At 58.9% G+C, this 22228-nt stretch carries 16 protein-coding genes and 2 tRNA genes; 4 read left to right on the plus strand and 14 right to left on the minus strand.

Annotated features, from left to right (window positions below; genetic code table 11):
* On the minus strand, positions 1-1446 hold the full coding sequence (gene xylB, locus HY29_RS00790; protein ID WP_034789983.1) for a xylulokinase: 1446 nt from the start codon (positions 1444-1446) through the stop codon (positions 1-3).
* Between the two features lie 180 nt (positions 1447-1626).
* Here xylB and HY29_RS00795 point away from each other — a divergent pair, with 180 nt between their 5' ends.
* A complete protein-coding gene (locus HY29_RS00795; RefSeq protein ID WP_051600976.1) occupies positions 1627-2589 on the plus strand; it encodes an aldose 1-epimerase in 963 nt (320 codons plus the stop codon).
* Positions 2590-2598: 9 nt separating this feature from the next.
* Here the strand turns inward: HY29_RS00795 and HY29_RS00800 are convergent, their stop codons facing one another.
* A complete protein-coding gene (locus HY29_RS00800; protein WP_034789985.1) occupies positions 2599-3657 on the minus strand; it encodes a LacI family DNA-binding transcriptional regulator in 1059 nt (352 codons plus the stop codon).
* 140 nt (positions 3658-3797) lie between these two features.
* Entirely contained in the window at positions 3798-4922 is a 1125-nt protein-coding gene (locus HY29_RS00805; RefSeq protein ID WP_034789987.1) for an endo-1,4-beta-xylanase, read from the minus strand.
* Positions 4923-5090: 168 nt separating this feature from the next.
* Between HY29_RS00805 and HY29_RS00810 the strand changes: the two genes are divergently transcribed.
* The gene (locus HY29_RS00810; protein WP_051600977.1) at positions 5091-6785 is read left to right on the plus strand and encodes a glycoside hydrolase family 43 protein; all 1695 of its coding nucleotides are present in this window, start codon (positions 5091-5093) and stop codon (positions 6783-6785) included.
* A gap of 61 nt (positions 6786-6846) precedes the next feature.
* On the opposite strand, the gene HY29_RS00815 is transcribed toward HY29_RS00810, so the two are convergent.
* The 9 genes from HY29_RS00815 to HY29_RS00855 form a co-directional block, all read right to left on the minus strand.
* Positions 6847-9435 (minus strand): glycoside hydrolase family 3 protein, encoded by a 2589-nt coding sequence (locus tag HY29_RS00815; protein WP_206741896.1) that lies wholly within the window; start codon positions 9433-9435, stop codon positions 6847-6849.
* Between the two features lie 71 nt (positions 9436-9506).
* Positions 9507-10934 (minus strand): sugar porter family MFS transporter, encoded by a 1428-nt coding sequence (locus HY29_RS00820; protein WP_034789990.1) that lies wholly within the window; start codon positions 10932-10934, stop codon positions 9507-9509.
* A 233-nt stretch (positions 10935-11167) separates the two neighbouring features.
* A complete protein-coding gene (locus HY29_RS00825; RefSeq protein ID WP_155838157.1) occupies positions 11168-11548 on the minus strand; it encodes a hypothetical protein in 381 nt (126 codons plus the stop codon).
* A gap of 94 nt (positions 11549-11642) precedes the next feature.
* Positions 11643-12668, minus strand: a complete 1026-nt coding sequence (locus HY29_RS00830) for a DUF3137 domain-containing protein (RefSeq protein ID WP_034789997.1) — start codon at positions 12666-12668, stop codon at positions 11643-11645.
* A 39-nt stretch (positions 12669-12707) separates the two neighbouring features.
* Positions 12708-13697 (minus strand): isoaspartyl peptidase/L-asparaginase family protein, encoded by a 990-nt coding sequence (locus HY29_RS00835; protein ID WP_034789999.1) that lies wholly within the window; start codon positions 13695-13697, stop codon positions 12708-12710.
* 43 nt (positions 13698-13740) lie between these two features.
* Positions 13741-16479, minus strand: coding sequence for a valine--tRNA ligase (locus HY29_RS00840; protein ID WP_034790001.1), 2739 nt, complete (start codon positions 16477-16479; stop codon positions 13741-13743).
* Between the two features lie 82 nt (positions 16480-16561).
* Entirely contained in the window at positions 16562-17305 is a 744-nt protein-coding gene (locus tag HY29_RS00845) for a DUF2497 domain-containing protein (protein ID WP_051600979.1), read from the minus strand.
* A 111-nt stretch (positions 17306-17416) separates the two neighbouring features.
* Positions 17417-18706 (minus strand): TolC family outer membrane protein, encoded by a 1290-nt coding sequence (locus HY29_RS00850; protein ID WP_051600980.1) that lies wholly within the window; start codon positions 18704-18706, stop codon positions 17417-17419.
* 116 nt (positions 18707-18822) lie between these two features.
* A complete protein-coding gene (locus tag HY29_RS00855; RefSeq protein WP_034790006.1) occupies positions 18823-19476 on the minus strand; it encodes a protein-L-isoaspartate O-methyltransferase family protein in 654 nt (217 codons plus the stop codon).
* 153 nt (positions 19477-19629) lie between these two features.
* Between HY29_RS00855 and HY29_RS00860 the strand changes: the two genes are divergently transcribed.
* Both HY29_RS00860 and HY29_RS00865 read left to right on the plus strand, forming a co-directional pair.
* A tRNA-Cys gene (locus HY29_RS00860) sits at positions 19630-19703 on the plus strand.
* 325 nt (positions 19704-20028) lie between these two features.
* Positions 20029-20104: transfer RNA gene (locus tag HY29_RS00865), tRNA-Asn, on the plus strand.
* Positions 20105-20233: 129 nt separating this feature from the next.
* On the opposite strand, the gene HY29_RS00870 is transcribed toward HY29_RS00865, so the two are convergent.
* Together HY29_RS00870 and HY29_RS00875 are read right to left on the minus strand one after the other, a co-directional pair.
* Positions 20234-20824, minus strand: a complete 591-nt coding sequence (locus HY29_RS00870; RefSeq protein ID WP_034790008.1) for an exopolysaccharide biosynthesis protein — start codon at positions 20822-20824, stop codon at positions 20234-20236.
* Positions 20824-22200 (minus strand): L-serine ammonia-lyase, encoded by a 1377-nt coding sequence (locus HY29_RS00875; protein ID WP_034790010.1) that lies wholly within the window; start codon positions 22198-22200, stop codon positions 20824-20826. Before HY29_RS00875 ends, HY29_RS00870 begins: the two co-directional genes overlap by 1 nt.
* Between the last annotated feature and the right edge of the window lie 28 nt (positions 22201-22228).

Raw genomic sequence — 22228 nt, forward strand, 5'->3', positions numbered from 1 at the left:
TTAGAAAGCATCTTTCAGCATACGGTACAGTGTACCGAATTTCTCATATTTCGGGGCCAGCTTGTCCTGGTCGCTGTCTTTGGGCTCCACGATCTGGAGCACTTCAGGCGCCTCGAACATGTCTTCGACGTCTCCGCCCAGAGTCGCAAAGCGGGCAAGCCGTGCTGCGCCATAGGCCGGGCCGGTTGCGGCGCCGTCCCGGTAGACCATCGGGCAATCCAGAACCGCAGACAGGATGCGCCCCCAATAGGTGGACTGAGCCCCGCCGCCGATTACCGAAATGCTGTGGACATCAACACCGGACTCGACCAGCGCTTTGAACCCATCCGCCATGCCAAAGGCCACACCCTCCAGTACGGCCTGACCGATCTGTGCAGGGCCGGAATCATGCCCCAGACCGAACAGAACACCTGACGCATGCGGATTATTGTGGGGCGTGCGTTCACCTGAAAGATACGGGAGGAAGTGTTCAGGTCCCCCGAGGCTAGCCTCGGTTTGCGCGCGCCTGACAAGGTCTCCAGCGTCAGGTGTTCCGGTCAGTTTGACAGCCCAGTCAAGGCAACTGGCCGCACTCAGCATGACAGACATCAAATGCCAGCGGTCCGGCAGGGCATGACAGAAAGCATGCGCCGCAGAGCCGGGATTTGACCTGAATGTATTGCCCGCCACAAAAATCACACCGGAGGTACCAAGCGAGAGAAGGGCTTCGCCTTCATCAATCACCCCCACCCCGACAGCGCCGGCAGCGTTGTCACCGCCGCCCGCCACAACCGGAACGCGCTGCATGCCCCAGGCCTCAGCGGCCTCCTGGCGCAGCACACCGGTGACTTCATGGCCCTCATACAGCTTCGGCATATTGGCTTCGGTGAGACCGCAGGCCGCGAGCAGCTCGCCACACCATTTGCGGTTTTCAACATCCATCCACAGCGTGCCGGAAGAATCAGACATGTCGGACGCAAGGTCACCCGTCATCCGTAGGCGCACGTAATCCTTGGGCAGAAGAACAGCGTGGATTTTTTCGAAGATTTGAGGCTCGTGACGGCGCACCCATTCCAGCTTAGGCGCGGTAAAGCCCGGCATGACCAGATTGCCGCCCTTGCTGACAAATTCAGGCGTAGACTCCTGCAGCTCCCGGCACTCTTCAAAGCTGCGCCCATCATTCCAGAGAATGGCCGGTCGGAGCGGTGCCAGGGATTTGTCGAGCAGCGTCGCGCCATGCATCTGGCCAGAGAGGCCAATGGCCTTCACGCCATGACGGCGGTTCACGTCCAGTTTCGCGACAGCCATGTTCGTGGCCGTCCACCAGTCAGACGGGTTCTGCTCAGACCAAAGCGGCTTCGGACGGGAAATCGGCAGATCAGCCTGGCTGACCTCTACCTGGCGTCCGCTCTCATCAATGAGCGCTGCCTTGACGCTGGATGTGCCGATGTCGATGCCAAGAAACACGATTTACTACCCTCCCGCTGGCAAATTTTTCTGAGCTTGCCTCGCAAATGATACCGCTATCATTTCAATTCGAACCTCGCAAGACTCGATTGAACGCGAACTGCTCAGACGCACTAAATTTCCCTATTTTGCCTGTTTTGACGGGGTATCCGGGCAGATTGCACCGGATTTGGCCTTTTCATGACAACGTTCCCATGCTTTCTGGCGCCGACTCAACACAGAAAACAGGCGGCGGCCCTCAAAGGCACGTCGAATGCGAGCATGACCCTGCACCTCTCCCATGGCCCCTGCGAATTGGCCCTTCTGCCGGAAATTGGCGGCTCAACGGGGGCCTTCACCTATAAGGGCATGGACATCCTGCGCCCCTTCCCCACAGCCGAGGTCGACGCCTCAGCCGGGCCGCTGGAGAGCGCGGGCTTTCCGCTTTTTCCATTTTCAGGGCGTATTCAGAATGCCGCCTTCACCTGGAATGGTCATCAGATTGAGCTGGAGCCAAACTTCCCGCCAGAGCCGCACGCCATTCACGGGCAGGCCTGGCAGAACCCGTGGACGGCTAAGAAGACAGGTGAGGCAAGCGCCCGCATGATCTATGAGCACACGCCCGGAAACTGGCCCTGGGCCTATCGCGCCGAACAGCTGTTCGAACTGACAGAAGACGGCCTGACGCTGACCATGCACCTGACGAATACCGGAACCGAGACCATGCCCGCCGGTATGGGGTGGCACCCCTATTTCCCCCGTCACGATGCGCGCCTGATGGTGAACGTCAAAGGCATCTGGCGGTCCGGTGAAGATATGATCCCCACTGAAGTGATCTCCCCCTCAGAAGACGAAGACCTGACGATCTGGCGGGAAGTCGACAGCCTGTCTCTGGACAATGCCTTTGTCGCGGAAGAGCCGGAAGCCGCGATCTATTGGCCCGCGCGTAAGATCCGTGTGGATATCAGCGCCGATCCGGTCATGAGCCATACCGTGGTCTACACGCCCAAAGGACAGGACTTTTTCTGCGTGGAGCCCGTGACCCATTCGCCTGACGCGGTCAACAGCACACATGGCGCAGACGTGACAGGACTGCAGACACTCGCAGGCGGCGAAACTTTGACAGGCGCGCTACACCTGACCGTGCATGAAGTGGCCGACTAAGCGCCTACCTTAGGATGTCAGCTTACGGACAGAGTCGCGTTCGATGACAGAAACATCCATTACGGCGTTACGCTGACTGCTGTCTGTATCATCACCATTCGAGATGTAATTCGCCAGCAGATCAACGGATTGATAGCCCATCTCGGCAATCGGCTGCCGTACTGTGGTCAACTGAGGCCAGATCGCGCTGGCAATCGGTGTATCATCGTACCCGACCACGGAAATGTCTTCCGGCACACGCTTGCCATGGCGGAACGCTGACGCGATCACACCAGCAGCCATGTCATCATTGCTGGCAAAAATGGCTGTAGGCAGATCAGCCAGGGCCAACATGGCGTCTGCCGCTTCCATGCCACTGCGATAGGTAAACTTGCCCTGTTTGACGAGCGCCGGATCAACCTCCAGGCCATGCGCCTCCATGGCTTTCATAAAGCCTCTGTGGCGGCGATGCGAAGACATCTGATCCTCGGCGCCGATGACAAAACCAATGCGCTTATGACCGCGTTCAATGAGGTACTCCGTCATCCGCGTTGCGGCGGCCTCATCGTCAATTGCCAGGCTGATGCCGGCCTCTTCAGCAGATTTCGGGGCGATCAGAACGGCGGGAAGGCCCGCCTCGTCCAGCTTGCTGAGCAGCAAGTCATCCTCGCTGAGCGGCGGTACGACGAGGATTCCATCCAGACCTGCACCGCTAAGGCGTTCAACCAATTGGTCCACGTCAGACGGCTCGATATAGGAGGAGAAATCTTCCAGCACGAGGTGGTGGCCCGCTTCGCGGCAGCGGTTCATCGCGCCAATCAAAAGCTCGCTGAGATAGCTGTTGCTGGGATTGTTGAAGATCATGCCGATGAACAGCGAGCTGCCACCAGCAAGGCTGCGCGCAAGCAGGTTTGGCCGGTATTTCAGTTCCCGAATGGCTTCCTCGACGCGTTCACGCGTGGCTTGGCGCACGACATTCCTGCCGTTCAGCACGCGGGAGACGGTCATCTGCGAGACGCCTGCCAGTTCTGCCACTTCCTTGATCGTGGCATGCTGGCGCCTGCCATTTCTTGAAACTTTCTCGGCCATTTTCAATCCTGTACGCCCCCTCAGCGTGTCCCCCTTTTTTGGCTACGTGCTCTGGTCCTGCTGCCACTAATTCGGGGGGACCTGAAACCGTTTCTGCAAGATTTTCAAGCCAATTCAGGCAGTAAGAGAGAAACCTGCAACTAAGCGAGCCTGTCTGGGGCAGACTTCAGCGCGGATGCAACAGCATCCCTCATAAGCTTTGGACGGTACTGGCTGTCATACAGGGTGGGGCGTTTTTCAATGCCATCCTCACGTGGCTTGAAGCCCTGCAGCCAGTTCTGATTGTCCACCATGCCCCAGATCAGCAGGTCTTTTGTCTGCGGATAGCTGAACATCATGTCGAGATAATCACGCGTATAGGCCGCCATTTCGCGATCGCGTTGGGCGATCCCTGGCGCCATCTGGGTATCATTGACGTCGAATTCGGTTAGATAGAGGTCAAGCCCCATCCCGACGACTTCATCGACGAAGCCACGCCAGAGACGCTGTTGCGTGGCGTTGAAGGCAGATGGCGGCGCATCGTTGGAATGGCTCTGAATGCCGAGCGCATGGATCGGCACATCATGCTTCTTCAGCCTCTCCAGCAGCCTCAGAACACCGGCGCGGTGCGTCTCATGAGACGGCTCCCAGCTCATATAATCATTATAGGCGAGCGTCGCATTTGGCGCTGCTGCATGCGCGGTGCGGAAGGCAAAGTCGATCACTTCCGGCCCCATGGCCCGGGTCAGGGATGTTTCGCGAATATCTCCCGTCTCCGGGTCGATCGTCTCGTTCACGACATCCCAGGAATAGATGAATCCTGCATCATGGGAGGCAACTCTGGTAATGTAATCCCCAAGCAGGGCTTCGGCCTCAGCGAGGTTGGCGAATTGCGTTTCGTTGACCCATTTCGGCAGCCATTGTGAATGCTGCCACAGCAAGGTGTGCCCGCGCATACCCAGACCATTAGCCTTGGCAAAGGCGACCAGCTTGTCACCCGGCGCGAAGTTCAATTCACCAGGCTCGGGCTGGATCACATACATCTTGTGGGCATTATCAGCGACGATGACCGCGCAATCGCGCAGCACGATCTCCACGTATTTCGGATCGTCCAGCTGTTGCGGCGCAATGGCTGTACCGAAGCGGATGCCCTTTGCCGCGGCCAGGTCTTTCAGCGGAGCGGTCTCAGTGCCCAAAGGCGGAACGTCTGTGCCGGAAGACGCGCAGGCCGCAGCGGCAGCACTGGCAGACATGAGGGCAAGCGCGTGGCGTCTGGTGAATGTCATCTTCGTTTTCCTCCCTTGGCGCGCAGGGCTTCAATGGCCCTTGGCTTTTGATTTATGATACCGCTATCATGGAAAATCAAACAAGGTCCATACCAAGAAAAAACATGAGGGAGAGAGACATTGCGACGATCCGGAAACCGAAAATTCATCCTGGCGGCCAGTGCAGGCATGATGGCCCTGCTGGCAGGCTGCGCGGAAAGAGCCGCCCTGCCCGAGCAGACTGAAGAGAGCAGTGAAGCGGCCTTCGAATACCTGACCTATAAAGGCCAGGACGCCATCTTCGATACACCGCTGGCGGACAATCAGGCGCGTAATCCAATTCTTGCTGGCTTTTATCCCGATCCCAGCATCACGCAGGTGGGCGGAGATTATTACCTCGTGAATTCCACCTTCGCCTATTATCCCGGCATCCCGGTGTTCCACAGCAAGGATCTGATCAACTGGACGCAAATTGGCAATGTCATCGACCGACCGGACATGCTGGATTTCGGCAAGCTTGGCGTATCCCGCGGCGTCTTTGCCCCAACCATCGAGTATCATGATGGCCTGTTTCATGTCGTGAACACGTGTGTCGACTGCGGCGGCAATTTCGTCGTTGCGGCATCGGACCCGGCAGGGCCATGGTCTGATCCGGTCTGGGTGCCGGAGGTCGGCGGGATCGACCCTTCGATCTTTTTTGATCTCGATGGCAAGGCCTACATGATCAACAATGACGAGCCGGAAGGCGGCTCCAACTATGAAGGGCACCGCGCCATCTGGATCCGCGAGATCGACCCGAAAACCTTCCAGCCTATTGGCGAGGCCGTGGTGGCCGTGAATGGCGGTGTACGGATTGAAGATAAGCCGATCTGGATTGAGGGGCCTCACCTCTATCGTATTGGAGACGAATACCTGCTCAGCATGGCGGAGGGCGGCACCGGGCCGCAGCATTCTCAGGTTGTCTTCAAATCAGACAGTCCGCTTGGGCCCTTCACGCCCTATGAAGGCAACCCCGTACTGACGCAAAGAGACCTGCCGGAAGACCGCACCAATCCTGTTACCTCAGTCGGCCATGCGGATTTTGCGCAGGACGCTGCCGGAAACTGGTGGGCCGTATTCCTTGGCACCCGGCCCTATCGCGGCAACCAGTACAATACTGGCCGGGAGACTTTCCTGCTGCCCGTGACCTGGGAAGACGGCTTTCCCCGCATCGGCCCCGAACGCGGCGAGGAAGTGCCTTATGTGATCCAGAAGCCGGATCTGCCGGATCAGCCTGCCGCCCCCCTGCCCCTGACTGGTAACTTCACCGTCACACAGGAATTTGATGGCGATACGCTGCCGCTCAACTGGATGACCGTCCGTGTGCCACAGGAAGACTGGTACAGTATGGAAGACGGCAAGCTGATCCTGAAAAAGCGCCCGGTCGGCCTGGGTGATTTCGGCCATCCCTCCTTCGCGGCGCGGCGCCAACAGCACATGAATGCTGAAGCCTCCACCGAACTCAGCTTCACGCCCGCAAGCGCGGAGGAAGAAGCCGGCATCGCCGCATTCCAGAATGATGACTTCTATTACGCGCTGGGCGTATCCTTGAACGCAAGGGGTAAGCGCATCATCCGGGTGCGCAAGCGTGCAGGCGGCGAGACGGACGCGGAAGGCGAGATAGTTGCGGAAGTGCCCGCCCTGTCCTCAGAGGGGCAGCCCATCAAGCTGAAAATCACAGCGCGGGCGGACCGCTATGATTTCCATCAGGCCGCCCCTGGCGGCGAGTGGGAAGCCGTAGCGATGGATCAGGATGGCACGATCCTCAGTACAGATACCGCAGGCGGCTTCGTCGGCACCATGCTGGGGCTCTACGCACAGTCTGAGCGCAGCTCTGCCGACTGAACAAGAAAACGGGCGTGCACCTTATGATGCGCGCCCGATATTATAACTGCGCTAGCTGTATTTATTCAGCGCACTCTGCATCGCCGGTCGCGGGGGCAAAGTGAACATCCGCAATGGCAACACTGCCCGCCTCGTCAGAACTGAACGCAGCCGGCACCATCACCATGGACAGGTCCGCCAGACCGATGCAAGCACCGGGCACCCGATACTCGGCCCACTCATCACTACTCACTGTGACGGTCTCTGTGCCCGCGCACTCGCCATTCTGCTGGCAATTGCCACTAACGACCAGTTGATGTCTGCCGCCGTCTGGCTGCTTTGCCGCGAAGATGAGATCCATTGCTGTATCCGCTGACCCGCTGATTTTCACCGGTAGGCCCATCGAAACGAAGACCAGTCTGCCTTGGCTGCCCGGCCCCCAATTCAGAACAAGGCCGTCTTCCTGAATTTTGTAATCGGCGCGGCCAACTTCAAAGCTTCCGACTTCCGTCGCGCCCTGCTGAAGGGGCACATAATCGCCGCCATACACCAGCATGCCGCTCCAGCTGCCACGCGTCTTGCCGGAAGAGAAGATCTCACGCGGATCGCCGTCCTTCAGGTCTTCTTCGGTCAGGCCGGAGTCTTCAGAGACAGGCCCGAGATTTGGCGCGTCATCGCCATAGCTGAGGCCATAGCCATAAGCGAAGAGCGGATCATAGCCCGCTTCCCCCGGATTGGGCTGGTAGCCTTTCGCCTTGGCAGGCCATGAGAAGGACAGACGTCCGGTAAAGTTATATTCAGGCTCTGTCTGGAACAGGACATCAGCGACACCGCCGCCTTCCGTGCCCGGCCACCAGGCCGCAACAAAGGCATCAGAATCGTTCAGCTCCGGGTTCACCCAGAGCGGCCGACCAGACAGGAACACCGAAACCACCGGAATGCCTTTATCCTTGTAGGTCTTCAGGTGCTCCGTATCGAAATCGTTCGGGCGGAAGTCCAGATTGTTCACGTCGCCCACGCCTTCGGCATAGGGGTTTTCGCCATAGACGGCGATGACAACATCCGCCTTGGCATCAGACGTACCTTCCGGATCGAAGATGAGCTTTCCGCCACCCGGCAGAAGCGCTTCTTCGATGCCCTCAAGGATCGACTCGCCATTCGGGAAATAGCTGTTGTCATAGCCGCCACCCTGCCAGGAGAGCGTCCACCCACCAGCAGCCTTGGCAATAGTATCAGCGCCATCGCCGATCACCAGCACGGTCTTGTCCGTGCTGAGCGGCAGGATATTGTCGTCATTCTTCAACAGGACCAGAGACTCGCGCACGGCACGGCGGGCCAGCGCCCGCGCCTCGTCAGAGGCCAGCAGGCTTTCTTCATTCGCGCCGGGGCGCTCGCTCGGCGCGGCTTTGTCGAAGATGCCATAGGCCAGCTTCACGCGCAGAATACGGCGCACAGCATCGTCCAGACGCTCCATCGGAATATCGCCATTCTGAACATGTCTCAGCGTGGATTCGTAAATGCCTTTCCAGCTGTCTGGCGCCATGTACATGTCGAGCCCGGCATTCATCGATTGCGGGCAATCCGTGTTCGTACAGCCCGGTACCTGGCCATGACCGTTCCAGTCCCCGACCACAAAGCCTGTAAAGCCGAGACGGTCTTTCAGGATCTCGGTCAGCATGGCGTGGCTACCATGCATCTTCACGCCATCCCAGCTGGAGAAGGAAGACATCACGGTCTGTACACCGGCTTCAAGCGCGGTGAAGTATCCTTGCGCGTGAATGTCGATCAGTTCCTGCTCGCTGATCTCAGCGTTGCCCTGGTCGTGGCCATCCTTGGTGCCGCCATCGGCGACATAATGTTTTGCACTGGAGATGACGCGGCCATTGCCCAGGAAGTCTTCCTGCCCCGGCACACCCTGCAGACCATGCACAATACGCTCGGCATAGGCAGCGACGATTTCCGGACGCTCGGAATAGCCCTCATAGGTGCGGCCCCAGCGATCATCCTGCGGCGTGGCAATTGTGGGCGCGAAGGTCCAGTCATGGCCAGAGACGATAAGTTCCTGCGCCGTGATGCGTGCTATGTCCTCGATCAGATCCGGATCATTCGTGGCGCCCAGACCAATATTGTGCGGGAATACAGTGGCCCCGAACAGATTCGCATGTCCGTGCACGGCATCGATGCCCCAGATGACCGGAATGGCGATCTCAACGCCTTCGGGGTCAATAGACGCATTCCAGTAAGCATCGGCTGCTTCCAGCCAGGCTTCCTTGCTGGCGAACGGTTCGTCGCCCGGCGCAGAGCTGCCGCCGCTGAGCACGGAGCCGAGGCGATATTTCTTCACGTCTTCGGGTGTCAGAGAGTCAGTGTCCCCCTGGATCACCTGCCCGACCTTCTGCTCCAGCGTCATCTTAGACATGATGTCATCAATGCGTGCCTCAATGGCGGGGTCGAGCGCCGGAACCGTAATGTCCGGCCACAGGCTGGGCGTGACGGTAACATCCGTCTCCGTCATCAGCGGGGTGGATACAGGCTCTACCGTTTCAATAACGGTCTCGGTCACTTGGACCTCTTCAGGCTCGGACGTGTGCGCACAGGCACTCAGCAAGGCAACGCATGCCGCGCCGCCCATCAACTTAAGTATGGATGATTTTCGGATCTTGTTGGACATAACTTCCTCCCACGGAATTTTATGTAAAATAGCCCCCGCCGGTATTCCGGCAGGGGCCTGAAATTGCGGGCTTAGCCCTGCATGTCTTCGAGTTCGAGACCTTTGGTTTCCTTCACCGCCCAGACAACGAAGAAGACAGAGATCAGCGCGCACACGGCATAGAAGCCATAAGCACCTGTCAGTCCGAAACCGGCCGTTGCCAGCATGATCGGGAAGGTCATCGTGATCGCGAAATTGGCGATCCATTGCGCAAATCCGGAGACGGCCAAACCTGCACCGCGCACCTGGTTCGGGAACATCTCGCCCAGTGCAACCCACATGACCGGACCCCAGGATGCGTTGAAGAACATCACATATGCATTGGCCGCCAGAAGCGCGATCAGACCATAGCTGCCCGGAAGGCTGACAACACCGTCGATCCGCACAGCCTGCGAGAAGCAGAAGGTCACGATCGCGAGTGTCACTGCCATGCCAGCTGAGCCAACCAAGAGCAGCGGCTTACGACCAATCCGGTCGATCAGAAGAAGGGCAATGATCACGGCAACGATCGAGACCGCACCGGAGATGACGTTGATCAGGAGCGCATCGCCTTCAGAGAAGCCGACCGCCTGCCACAGAACAGCGCCATAATAGAACACAACATTGATACCAACGAGCTGTTGGAACACGGCGAGGCCGATACCGACCCAGACAATCGGACGGAAGCCGAACTTGCCAAGCGCGTCGCGGATGGACGGCTTGTGATCGTTCGCGAGGGATTCCTCAATCTCATCCACCTTGCGGTTTGCCGCTTTCGAGCCTGCCAGACGCGTCAGAACAGACCGGGCGCGTTCCGAAGAGCCCTGAGCCACCAGAAAGCGCGGGCTTTCCGGAATGAACAGCAGCGCGACCAGGAAGAAGATTGCCGGCAGAAGCTCTACCCAGAACATCCAGCGCCAGCCTTCATAACCCATCAGCCATTCGTTCAAGGCGGAACCGCCCGTAGCTTGCGCGATCAGATAGTTGGAGAGGAACGCAATGAAGAGACCGGAAATGATCGCCACCTGCTGGATCGAGGAGAGCCGTCCGCGATACTTGGCGGGGGCAACCTCTGAAATATAGGCCGGTGACATGACGCTCGCGGCGCCAACGGCAAGACCGCCGATCACGCGATAGACGACGAATTCCGCTGACGAGCCTGACACGCCAGAGCCCCAGGCGGAGATGATGAAACAGATCGCAGCGGCGATCATCATCGTACGGCGACCAAAGGCATCTGACAGGCTGCCCGCAAGCGCTGCCCCGACAGCGCAGCCAAGCAGCATGGACGCGACGTTGAAGCCCGTGCCGATATCCTGAGACTGGAATGCGGCCTTCAGCCCTTCGACCGTCCCGTTGATCACGCCCGAATCGAAGCCGAACAGGAAACCGCCAATGGTCGCGACAGCGGTAATCAGAAGGACTTGCGCAAAGCTGCCCTCCCCGGATTCCGCCTGTGGATTCAGTGATGCGTCGCTCATGCGCGCCCTCCCATGTTTGCAGTGACAGGTCAGTTCCTGCCACATGTCTTTATAATCGAAGCTATGCCCCGTTTTTGATTTGAGAACTAGGACCCCATGGAAAACAGTCTGTCAACGTTGACATAACTACAAATTCCCAAGTTCGCTCTCAACCAAACGAAGTTTATGCTAGCGCAAACATAAACTGCCCGGCAACGGGCCGGGCAGTCCAGAAGAAAATTGTTTTCGGGGGTTTATTCTTCAGTTGAGCAGGTCTGATTATAGGCCGCGATATCCTGGTTCAGCTGACGCACCGTGGCCTGCAGGGCCTGTTCGGACTGCATCAGCTGTTTCTTCCCGGCCTCATAGGCCTGCTTGGCTTCATCTGCCTTGGCTGCGTGCCCAGCGGATGCCAGGCGCAGCGTTTCAGCATCTTCCCACGCTTCGCCGCGCGTCTCGACCACGACCGCCAGCTCATCACGCTTAGCTTTCATCTCCTCGATCTCGGCCGCCTTTGGCGCGAGCGTTGCCTGCATCGCCTTGCAGCGCTTAATGTCCGCTGCGGTCATGGCATCAGCCATCGCACCCTGGGCTGCCAGAGCAACAATCATCGCGGTCACGGTAGTCCTGATCATGGAGAGGCCCTTTCTGCAAGTTCCCGGTTTTTCTTGCATATTTCCACTGAAGCAAAGCTGAACAAGTCTGCCCAGACACTGCCGCATTTGCCCCTCAGTCGCCGCGTTCCTGCTCTGCCCGGCGGCGGCCGGCCAAGACGGCGTCAATAATCTGGAACATGGCGGAAAAATCACTGAGCAGCTCCTTCACGCGGTCCACACTGTCGAAGGGTTTGAACATGCTGCCGGGCTCAAACAGGTTTCCGCCCTCCAGCGTGATATACATCTGGCCTTCATTGAAAGCGCACTTCAAACGTCCGCCATGGAAGGCATCCTCCAGATCGACGAGCTTCTGCATCAGGTCCGGCGTCAGCAGGAATCGGCTTTCGACCTGGTCTGTGGTGTACACCTCAAAGATCTTTTCGAATCTCGGGTCTTCCAGAGCAGCACGCTGCAACCCTTTGCCGCCGCCGAATCGATTGAAGATGCCAGCATCGCGCGTCACCAGCGTGCGGCCATAGAATGTCTTGGGGAAATCAAATCGCAGACACTGCCCCTGAAACACGGTGACCCAACTTGTCTTGGTTCGCCCCTTGGAATCAGTGCTCGTACGGCGTTCTTCCAGATGCGCCTCGAACAGTTCGAAATCGACGCCATGACGCTGGCCGGTCAGATGGTCCTCATAGCTGGCCCTGTCCCAGCTGGGTACGATGCCCACATCATGATGCTTGTAGATCGTATCAACCGCACCCGGTTCGGCCGTGAAGTTCAGCCCCAGATGCTGCGCAACCGGCAGGACGATCAGATCCTTGGCCTCACGCCCTACTTTCCGGACATCCCGGCCGCCCCAATACAGATAGCCCACGCCGACAATGACGGAGATGAACGCCACAATAGGCTGCCGAATGACAATCAGACCGATCACAACGCCCAGCGCCGCCACAGCAATGCCGACATAGCGCGCCTTGCGTGCCTTTGAGACGGCATCCTGGCGGTCCCCCTCACGTGCCAGCAGGGCCGGACGGATCTCCTCCTGATAGACGCGCGGAAAGTCCCGGAACTCCTCGGGCAGATCCTTCAGGCTATGGACCACGTCCGGGTCCAGCCCGCCTGCTTCCATGTCTGTGCGCTCATCCGTCATGCAAAGTGTCCTCGATAAGTGGCAGCCCGAGATGGTCCGTCATTCGTCACCATAGATGGCGGTCTCGCTACCGGAGGCGTCGATCATGCCGCGATACATGCCTTCGGAATTGAATTCGAAGGCATAGTGGCCGTCTCCGTCAATCACGATGACGCCGCCATCGCCGCCCAGTGCGGCCACCTCGCCAAGCGCGACGCGCGACGCCTCATTAATGCTTTCGCCAGCCAGCTTCACGCGGTCGCAAATCGTCTTCGCCACGCCGACACGGATGAAGTATTCGCCATGCCCGGTGGCAGAGACAGCGCAGACGCCGTTTTCGGCATAGGTCGCAGCGCCGATCAGGGGCGAATCGCCCACACGGCCCATGGCCTTCGCGGTCATGCCGCCCGTCGTGGTCGCAGCCGCCAGATTGCCCTGGGAATCAATAGCTACAGCACCAACCGTGCCATGCCGGTCTGCCGCCTGGCGGACCTGCTCTTCCAGAACACGCTCAAGCGACTGGCGACGACGATCGGTGTCGAAATAGGAATTGTCGACGATTTCCAGATGCTGCGACTCAGCAAAGCGATCTGCGCCCTCCCCGGCGAACATGACATGCTCTGACTTGTCCATGACAGCTCGCGCCGCCTTGATCGGGTTCTTTACGCGAGTGACGCCTGTGACAGCGCCGGCATTCCTGTCGCGGCCATCCATGATCGATGCGTCCAGCTCATGCACACCTGCCGCCGTGAACACAGCGCCATAGCCAGCATTGAAGAGCGGATCATCTTCCATCGGGATGACGGCTGCCTCAACCGCATCCAGTGCGCTGCCGCCGTTGCGCAGTATGTCTGCCCCGGCCTCGAGTGCGGTTTGAAGGGCAGCGGTATAGGCCACTTCCTTTTCGGGCGTCATGCCATCCCGCGTGATGACGCCCGCCCCGCCATGGATCACCAGCCGCCACTCAGGCACGTCCGCCTCCGGCTTCGGGGCTGTGGCACAGGCACTGAGCGCAGCCGCCGCAGCGATTGCGAAAATACGAAGGATCATGAGGGAGGCTCCTGTTCATTTGATGACAGGATGCCCCCATTGATCAGAGACCTTCAAGCCCCTTGCGGGCCGCTTGCAGTTTTTCCCGGCGCGCCGTCCAGTCACGGACACGCTCACGGTTCTCTTCGACGATCTCTTCCGGCGCCCGTGAGACGAAATTCTCATTGGAGAGCTTCTTCTCTGTGGACGTGATGTCCTTGTCGAGTTGGCCGAGTTCCTTGTCGAGGCGCTTGCGGACTTCTTCGATGTCCACAAAGTCTGCAATGGACAACGCAGACATGGTCTCACCAACCACAACCGAGACAGCCCCTTCCGGAGAGGTTTCCGTCATGGAGATCTCCTCAAGGCGCGCCAGGCGCTTCAGAACATCTTCGTGGCGCATCGCCCGCTGCTCGATCTCTGAGGTTGCATTGACCAGCGTCAGCGGCACGCGAGAGCCTGCCGGCACACCCAGATCATTCCGCAGGGAGCGGATTTCGGTAATCATGTCGATTACCCAGTCGATCTCGGCCGTGGCGGCTTCATCCGTGAACGGCTCGCCTGACGGCCAGCTCTGGCTCATCAGGAAGCCCTTGCTTGCCGCGCGGCCCGGAGAGCGACGTTCCCACAATTCTTCCGTCACGAACGGCATGAAGGGATGCAACAGTTTCAGCGTCTCATCCAGAACATAGCCACACACCGCGCGGGTTTCCTGCTTGTCGGTATCGTCCATGCCGGCCAGCAGCGGCTTGATCAGCTCAAGATACCAGTCGCACAGCGTGTTCCAGATGAATTTGTAGAGCGCGTCCGAAGCTTCATTGAAGCGATAGTCTTCCAGACCACGCGTCACATCTGCCGCGCATTTGGACAGCTCGCTGAGGATCCAGCGGTTCACCGGGCTCTTCACCGCGGCATAATCCATCTCGCCCGGTGCGCCGCATTCATTCATCTCGGCGAAGCGAGCCGCGTTCCACAGCTTGGTGGAGAAGTTGCGATAGCCTTCCACGCGCTGTTTCGACAGGCGGATATTGCGGCCCTGCGCCGCCATCGCCGTCATAGTGAAGCGCAGCGCATCCGCGCCATATGCGTCCACCAGTTCCAGCGGGTCCATGGCATTGCCTTTGGACTTGGACATCTTCTGGCCCTTCTCGTCCAGGACGAGCGCGTGGATGTAGATATCCGGGAACGGAACTTCACCCATGAATTCGAGGCCCATCATCATCATCCGGGCAACCCAGAAGAAGATGATGTCGAACGCCGTAATCACCGTCGCCGTCGGATAGAAGGTCTCCAGCTCCGGCGTCTTGTCCGGCCAGCCCATGGTCGTGAACGGCCACAGCGCGGAAGAGAACCACGTGTCGAGGACGTCTTCGTCCCGAACCAGTTTCTTGCCTTTGCCTGCCTCGGCCTGCGCCTCTTCTTCAGAATACGCGACATAGACGTTGCCGTCTTCGTCATACCAGGCCGGAATCCGGTGTCCCCACCAAAGCTGGCGGGAGACGCACCAGGGCTGGATGTTGTCCATCCAGTTGTAATAGGTCTTTTCCCAGTTTTCGGGCACGAATCGGGTCTTGCCGGTTTTCACCGCTTCAATGGCGGGCTGGGCCATCGTCTTGGCGTCGACATACCATTGATCCGTCATCCAGGGTTCGATGACCACATTGGAGCGATCGCCAAAAGGCTGCTCGATCTTCAGGTCTTCGATTTCCTGCAGCAATTCAGCCGCCTCAAAGGCTTCGACCACCTTATTGCGCGCCTCGAACCGGTCGAGCCCGCGATAGTCTGCCGGGATGCCCGCCGCATCAGCCTCACCGCCATCCACAATGGAGGCAACGGAATTCAGAATGTTCAGCGGCGTGTGGCCCGCGCGCTTGCCGACTTCAAAATCGTTGAAGTCATGCGCCGGGGTGATCTTCACCGCACCTGAGCCCTTTTCCGGGTCTGCATAGTCATCGGCAATGATCGGCACGCGGCGGCCAACAATCGGCAGCTCCACGAACTTGCCGATCAGACCCGCATAGCGCTCGTCTTCCGGGTGCACAGCCACGCCGGTATCGCCCAGCATGGTTTCCGGACGGGACGTCGCGACAACGATATAGTTGCGCGTCTCGGTGCCCGTGACATTGCCTTCTTCATCCTTGACCGGATGCTCATATGTAACGCCATCGGCCAGCGGATAGCGCAGGTGCCAGTAATGGCCCGGCACTTCGCGCTGGTCGACTTCGAGGTCTGAAATCGCCGTCTGGAAGTGCGGGTCCCAGTTCACGAGGCGCTTGTCGCGATAAATCAGGCCCTTCTTGTAAAGCTCGACAAACACCTTGGTGACGGCTCGCATCATGTTGTTGTCGGGGTCATTCCGGTCGCCCATCGTGAAAGCTTCGCGCGACCAGTCACAGGATGCGCCAAGGCGCTTCAGCTGGCCCACAATCGCGCCGCCCGATTCCTCACGCCACGCCCAGACACGGTCGACAAAGGCGTCCCGTCCCATGGAGCGGCGGTCTTGATTGCCTTCTTCAGCCAGCTTGCGCTCAACCACCATTTGCGTCGCGATGCCGGCATGGTCCGTTCCCGGTTGCCACAGCACATTCTTGCCGCGCATCCGCTCAAACCGGATCAGCAGATCCTGCAGCGTGTTGTTCAGCGCGTGGCCCATATGCAGCACGCCAGTGACGTTTGGCGGCGGAATGACGATGGAATAGGCCTGCGCAGAGGTATCGCCGGATGGCTTGAAGCATCCGGACTTTTCCCAGGCCTCGTACAGGCGCGGTTCGGCTTCGGCGGGATCAAATCTTTGGTCGAGCATCGTTTCAGGCGTATTCCAGTGTAAAAGAAAAGGCGCGCCGGTTAAGGCGCGCCCTTCCCTATAACGTTTTTATCGGGTGAGGCTAGCGCGCCATGCGGGCAATGCGCTGTACTTCTGCTTCTACCTTCTCTTCGACGATGGCCGGAAGGTTGGCATCCAGCCATTCCTTGATCATCGGCTTGAGAAGCTCGCGGACGAGGCCTTCGAGCGTGTTGTCGCTGCCCATGTCCATTTTGGAGATGAGTTTGCCGAGGGCGCCAGCCGCTGCATCAGCGGTTTGGTCATCGGTCAGAACGGTTTGCTGGTAACGGGCGGTAGCCGCCATGTCTTCCTCCACGGGTGCGGGCTCCGGCGCAGGCGCCGGGGCAGCGTTTTCAGGTTCAGGTGCAGTTTCGATTTCCGGCTCCGGAGCCGTTTCTTCTTGAATGTAGGTAACTTCCTTCAGCAGGTTCAGTACCGCTTCATCAGGCTCTGCCTGTTCGGGCTCGGGCTCAGCCTTGGCTTCTTCGCTAATCGCGCGGGCATTGCCGAGCATGTCTTCAAAGCTGGGCGTGGACTCGTCCGTGGCATCTTCTTCCTCGACATCGAAGCTTTCAAAATCCGCCTCAAAGGCAGCTTCTTCGCCGAACATCACATCGTCCAGTTCCTGATCGGCGTCCGCCAGATCCAGACTCTCAAAGGCCTCTTCGTCAGACACCTCTTCAGCTTTTGCTTCTTCCGCCGGGGCAGCAGCGGGAGACGGAGCGACGTCATCATCAGAAATGATCTTGCGGATCGACGCGAGGATTTCCTCCATCGTCGGTTCCTTGTGCGCTTCATTGGCCATCAGTATGCCCCTTGATGTTTCCCGTGCGAATCTTCACCCCTTAACCGCTAAGGCGAGAGTGTTAACAACCGTTTATCATCGTTAACCTGAGTCCGGGCCGCCGTCAGGGGATCAGAGCAATTCCGGTGACAATTGACCCGTTGCCCGCAGCAGGTTGAACGCCGCCACATAGGCGTCGCGCTCAGCCTCTACCAGCGCAAGACGCGATTCGAACAATTGCTGTTCCTGATCCAGCACGTCCAGCGTGGTGCGGACACCAACAGCCAGTTCTTCCTTCGCCCCATCATACGCAATCTCGGCCGCCTCGACCTGACGGCGCGAGGCCTCAATGGAGCGCAGGGATGCCTCGTGCAGATACCAGGACCGAGCCACTTGAGAGCGAATCTGGCGCTGCAGCGTGTCTATCTGCTGACGCGCCTGAGAACGCTGCAGCTTGGCTGAGCGAACCTGGCTCTTGATCAAACCGCCCGAAAGCAGCGGAATCCTGCCTTGCGCAACCGCTGATACGGTCGTGTCACGCTGGGTGATGTCATTGTAGGTTTCCTGAACCGAGGCCGTGCCGACAATGCTGACCTGCGGCTTGTACTGCCCGCGAGCCACCTCAATGGCTTCAGACGCGGCGCGCTCAGAATACCGCGCAGCAACAAGATCCGGATTGTTGTCGAGCGCGATTTGTACGGCCAGCTCCAGCGTTTCCGGCAGAGGCGGCACAGGCGGTGGCGGAACCAGGTCGCCCGGCGCGTTGCCGGTCAGGAATTCATAATTCGCAATACTGCCCTCAAGCGTCGCTTGCGCCCCGGCCAGAGAGGCCCGCGCACCTTCAAGGCGCGCCTGAGACAGGGAAACGTCTGTGCGGGTGACAACGCCCACATCGAAGCGATCATTCGCGGCGCGAACCTGCTCGCCCGTCACCTCGACATTGTTCTGGCGAATGGCAACGGCTTCGCGGTCGCGGCGGACATCCATATAGGCGGTGACGACCTGAAGGGTCAGATCCTGCAGCGCCGAATCATATTGCGCTTCTGCGGCGCTGACACCTGCGGTCGCCTGACGAATGCCGGCGCGGACGCGGCCGCCAGTGTAGATGGGCTTGGATGCCTGCACCTGCGCATTCGCAATCGTGCGGTCGCCTGTATAGCCCGGAAAAGCCGCCAGGGGCGAATTGGTGTCGACATATTCGTACCCGGCGCTGCCGGAGAGATTGACCGACGCATTACCCTCCGCGCGGGCTTGGGCGACGTTTTCCTTGGCAATATCCGTTTCAACGCGCTGGGCTTCGAGGCCGGGATTTGTCATCCGCGCAGCCGCTACAGCGTCAGACAGGGTCTCGGCGTGCGCAGCCAGCGGCCCCGCCATCATCAATGCAAACGTGGAAACCGTTAGGGAATGGCGGAATTTCATGCGTGACTCCTAAAGAGGCCAGTCTTACCGGTCCCCTATATAGAGACCCGTTAGCCAAGAGTGAACGGTGTTCACTTTTCGGGAGTCTTAATGCCGCAGCCTCGCGGCGCAAGAAACTAGAAAACGAAGGCTTTTTTCTTGTCGAACTGGCTGAATTTCGGCGGGAAGGCATCAAACCCTTCGCGCGCAGAGACCGTCTCACCCGCCCGCGTAAAGACTTTGCCTCGGCCAAGGCCTTCGCCTTTCATCTCGACCAATGCCAGACGGCCGCCCTCACCCAGCTGGTTTGTCCATGCTTCCGGCACGGTTTCAACCATGCCGCAGACATAGATCACATCAAAGGGTGCCTGATCCGGCAGGCCTTCCGCCAGCTTGCCCTCAACGGCGACGGCCTGATCGATGCCCATGGCAGCGAAGCGCTCAGACATGGCGTCGACCAGCGCGGTGTCTTCTTCCAGCGCGATAACTGTTTCAGCCAAGCGGCTGATCAGGGCGACTTCATATCCCGCACCCGCACCGATCACGAGCACAATATCTGTTGGCTTGATCGCAGCGATCTTGATCAGTTTGCCCGTATCGCGCGGCGTCCACAGCGCGCGGCCTTCAGAGGTTGCGATTTCGAGTTCTGAATACGCAACAGACTTACGCGAGCTTGGCACGAAGGATTCGCGCGGCGTTCTCAGGAAAGCGGATACGATTTCCGGGTCCGAAACATCATTCGGGCGAATCTGGCTATCGACCATGATTTCGCGGGCAAGCTCGTAATTCATCTCGAATTCCCTTTCGGGCTAGGTCATTAGAGGGTGTTGAGATGCCCTTTATCACGGGTTTCGGGCGGCGCAATGCGTGATAAACGCACGCAGCCTGAAAAGGACAGATTGCAACGCGCGAAGTTCGTTGCTAGTGACGCGCCTCTGGTTGCTGGCTCTGTGGCGGAGTGGTGACGCAGCGGATTGCAAATCCGTGTACGCCGGTTCGATTCCGGCCGGAGCCTCCAGAACCTTTTCCGACATCCCGGAGACGACTCACCACCCACCGCTTTCCAGCGGCGGGGCGTCTCTGCGCGATGTCATGATTTCTCAATAGTAAATACAGTTTCGGCAATTTTCAGGCCCGCGTTTGCAAAGCGTTTACAGCCCGTTAACCAATTTGGGCGATGTTGATCCTGTCTTCTCTTGGAGACACCCACCATCACCCAACGCCTCGGCGGGAGCTTCAAGTCTCCCGCCTTTTTTTTGGGAAAACTGCAGGTTTTTGTCAGTCGAGAGCAGATCGGGGCTTGCACCCAAAATCGGGTCTGCTATTCACCCGTCTCCAGCTGTTCCGCGATAGCTCAGTTGGTAGAGCAGGCGACTGTTAATCGCCCGGTCGTAGGTTCGAGTCCTACTCGCGGAGCCACTTTCCCCCAACATTATCAGGCACATTTCAGTATCCATGCGCAGCATGGTTTTGGCTGAGCCGCAGCGCATGCATTTGGTGAACGGCCGAACACAATGGCGCGAATCTTCCCTTCCCGCGCATCCGGTTCTAGCTGAACATACGCTCCCAGAGATGAAGCATCAGCCACAAACTGCCCATAAGGGCTCCACCCGCCAGAATCAGCACAACGCCGTCCCGCGCCGTCAGTGCGAGGCCAAACAGCAAAACGGTCAGCGAGGGCAAGAGCGGGCCAAAGGGAATCAGCCCCAGAGGGAATGTTATCAGCGCCGCCCCGATACAAACCAAAGCAACCAGTTGCACGAAAGGCGGCTCTGTCAGGATTGCCAGGCGGGGTTTCAGGAACCGGTCGATCTGAGAGACATAGGGCTCAGCGATCTCGATTCCCTGAATCAGGGCTGACCGTGGAAACTCGAAACTCAGGACGCGGGATGGCAACCATGGATACTTCTTGCCGAACAGAATCTGCCCCGCCATCAGCAGGATAATCAACGCCACCAGCCAGTTCGCACCCGGTATGACGGTCAATGGGCTGAGCGCAATAAACCCCAGCAGAAGCAGAATGGGGCCGTAAGATCGCCGCCCGACCGCGTTGAGCATGGCCTCAACACTCACCTGTTCGCCGGAAGTGCGGTCTTCCAGGCTTCTCAGAAGCGTGCCGAGGTCTTTGACTTGTGCCATCAGCACTCCACGACGTTAACGGCGAGACCACCCTGACTGGTTTCCTTGTATTTGGAGGACATGTCGAGCCCTGTCTGCCGCATGGTCTCGATCACCTGATCCAGAGAGACGCGCGAATGGCCTGTCGCGTGAAGAGAGAGCCGCGCCGCGTTCACAGCTTTTACCGCACCAATCGCGTTGCGTTCGATACAGGGAATTTGCACGAGACCGCCGACCGGGTCGCAGGTAAGGCCCAGATTGTGCTCCATGCCGATCTCGGCCGCATTCGTCACCTGCTGCGGGGTTGCCCCCCACACCGCCGCCAGGCCAGCAGCCGCCATGGAACAGGCCACACCGACCTCGCCCTGGCAGCCCATCTCAGCACCGGATATTGATGCGCGCTGCTTGTAGAGAATGCCCACGGCGCCAGCCGTGAGAAGGAATGTCCGCATACGCTCGGTACGATCTTCCGTGTCGGCGCAATAATGGCGAATGACGGATGGAATAATCCCGGCGGCCCCATTCGTCGGTGCGGTCACCACCTGCCCGCCCGAAGCATTCTCCTCATTCACCGCCATGGCATATACGTTCAGCCAGTCGAATAATTGCTCGCGCTCATTGTCTCCGCTTCCGCTGACCAACTTGGTCCAGAGGCCGGGCGCCCGGCGCTTGACCTTCAGGCCGCCCGGAAGCTCTCCCTCACGGGACAGGCCCCGATCAATACAGCCCAGCATCACGTCGGCAATCCGGTCCAGCGCAGCAAGCGTTTCCTCGCGCGGGCGCATGGCATCTTCATTGGCCAGGGTAATTTCCTGAATGCTCAGGCCTTCATGATCACACATTGCGAGCAGTTCGGCAGCAGAGGTGTAGGCATGCGGCACCTTTGGGCCGGTCGGCACAAGGTCATCCTCCAGCGGGCGTTCCAGCTGCTTTTGCGAGGCGATGAAGCCGCCGCCTGTGGAATACCAGGTTTCATCGGCCAGTACATCATCGCCTGCGCCAAATGCCTTCAGGCGCATGCCATTGGGGTGTAGCTCCGGAATGACATCATAGGCCATCACGATATCACGCTCAGGGTCAAAAGCGATGTCATGCTCACCGGCCAGCTTGATGCGTTTTGTCTTGCGGATATCGGCTTCACTGGCTTCGGCCTCGTCAGGGTCCAGCGTCTCGGGCTCAAACCCGGCCAGCCCCAACAAAACAGCTTTCGGCGTCGCGTGCCCTGCCCCGGTCAAAGCCAGTGAGCCTTGCAGCTCCACCTCAACTCTTTCGACATCGCCGAGCCCATGCCTATCCCGTAGGGCAGAGATAAACCGCCCGGCAATCCGGATAGGCCCCACAGTATGGGAACTGGAAGGACCGATACCAACGCGAAAGAGATCAAGAACAGAAAGCATGCAAACCCGTCAGATATTTAAATAATGG

The organism is Hyphomonas beringensis (assembly GCF_000682755.1).
GTDB lineage: Bacteria > Pseudomonadota > Alphaproteobacteria > Caulobacterales > Hyphomonadaceae > Hyphomonas > Hyphomonas beringensis.

Bases quoted from the DNA above. Each gene is read 5' to 3' on its own strand.
- HY29_RS00795 (WP_051600976.1), top strand. From the start codon at position 1,627: ATGACAACGTTCCCATGCTTTCTGGCGCCGACTCAACACAGAAAACAG.
- HY29_RS00855 (WP_034790006.1), bottom strand. From the start codon at position 19,476: ATGAATTACGAGCTTGCCCGCGAAATCATGGTCGATAGCCAGATTCGC.
- HY29_RS00875 (WP_034790010.1), bottom strand. From the start codon at position 22,200: ATGCTTTCTGTTCTTGATCTCTTTCGCGTTGGTATCGGTCCTTCCAGT.
- HY29_RS00815 (WP_206741896.1), bottom strand. From the start codon at position 9,435: ATGTCCAACAAGATCCGAAAATCATCCATACTTAAGTTGATGGGCGGC.
- HY29_RS00830 (WP_034789997.1), bottom strand. From the start codon at position 12,668: ATGACGGATGAGCGCACAGACATGGAAGCAGGCGGGCTGGACCCGGAC.
- HY29_RS00825 (WP_155838157.1), bottom strand. From the start codon at position 11,548: ATGATCAGGACTACCGTGACCGCGATGATTGTTGCTCTGGCAGCCCAG.
- HY29_RS00845 (WP_051600979.1), bottom strand. From the start codon at position 17,305: ATGGCCAATGAAGCGCACAAGGAACCGACGATGGAGGAAATCCTCGCG.
- HY29_RS00810 (WP_051600977.1), top strand. From the start codon at position 5,091: ATGATGGCCCTGCTGGCAGGCTGCGCGGAAAGAGCCGCCCTGCCCGAG.
- HY29_RS00805 (WP_034789987.1), bottom strand. From the start codon at position 4,922: ATGACATTCACCAGACGCCACGCGCTTGCCCTCATGTCTGCCAGTGCT.
- HY29_RS00840 (WP_034790001.1), bottom strand. From the start codon at position 16,479: ATGCTCGACCAAAGATTTGATCCCGCCGAAGCCGAACCGCGCCTGTAC.
- HY29_RS00800 (WP_034789985.1), bottom strand. From the start codon at position 3,657: ATGGCCGAGAAAGTTTCAAGAAATGGCAGGCGCCAGCATGCCACGATC.
- HY29_RS00820 (WP_034789990.1), bottom strand. From the start codon at position 10,934: ATGAGCGACGCATCACTGAATCCACAGGCGGAATCCGGGGAGGGCAGC.
- HY29_RS00870 (WP_034790008.1), bottom strand. From the start codon at position 20,824: ATGGCACAAGTCAAAGACCTCGGCACGCTTCTGAGAAGCCTGGAAGAC.
- HY29_RS00850 (WP_051600980.1), bottom strand. From the start codon at position 18,706: ATGAAATTCCGCCATTCCCTAACGGTTTCCACGTTTGCATTGATGATG.
- HY29_RS00835 (WP_034789999.1), bottom strand. From the start codon at position 13,697: ATGATCCTTCGTATTTTCGCAATCGCTGCGGCGGCTGCGCTCAGTGCC.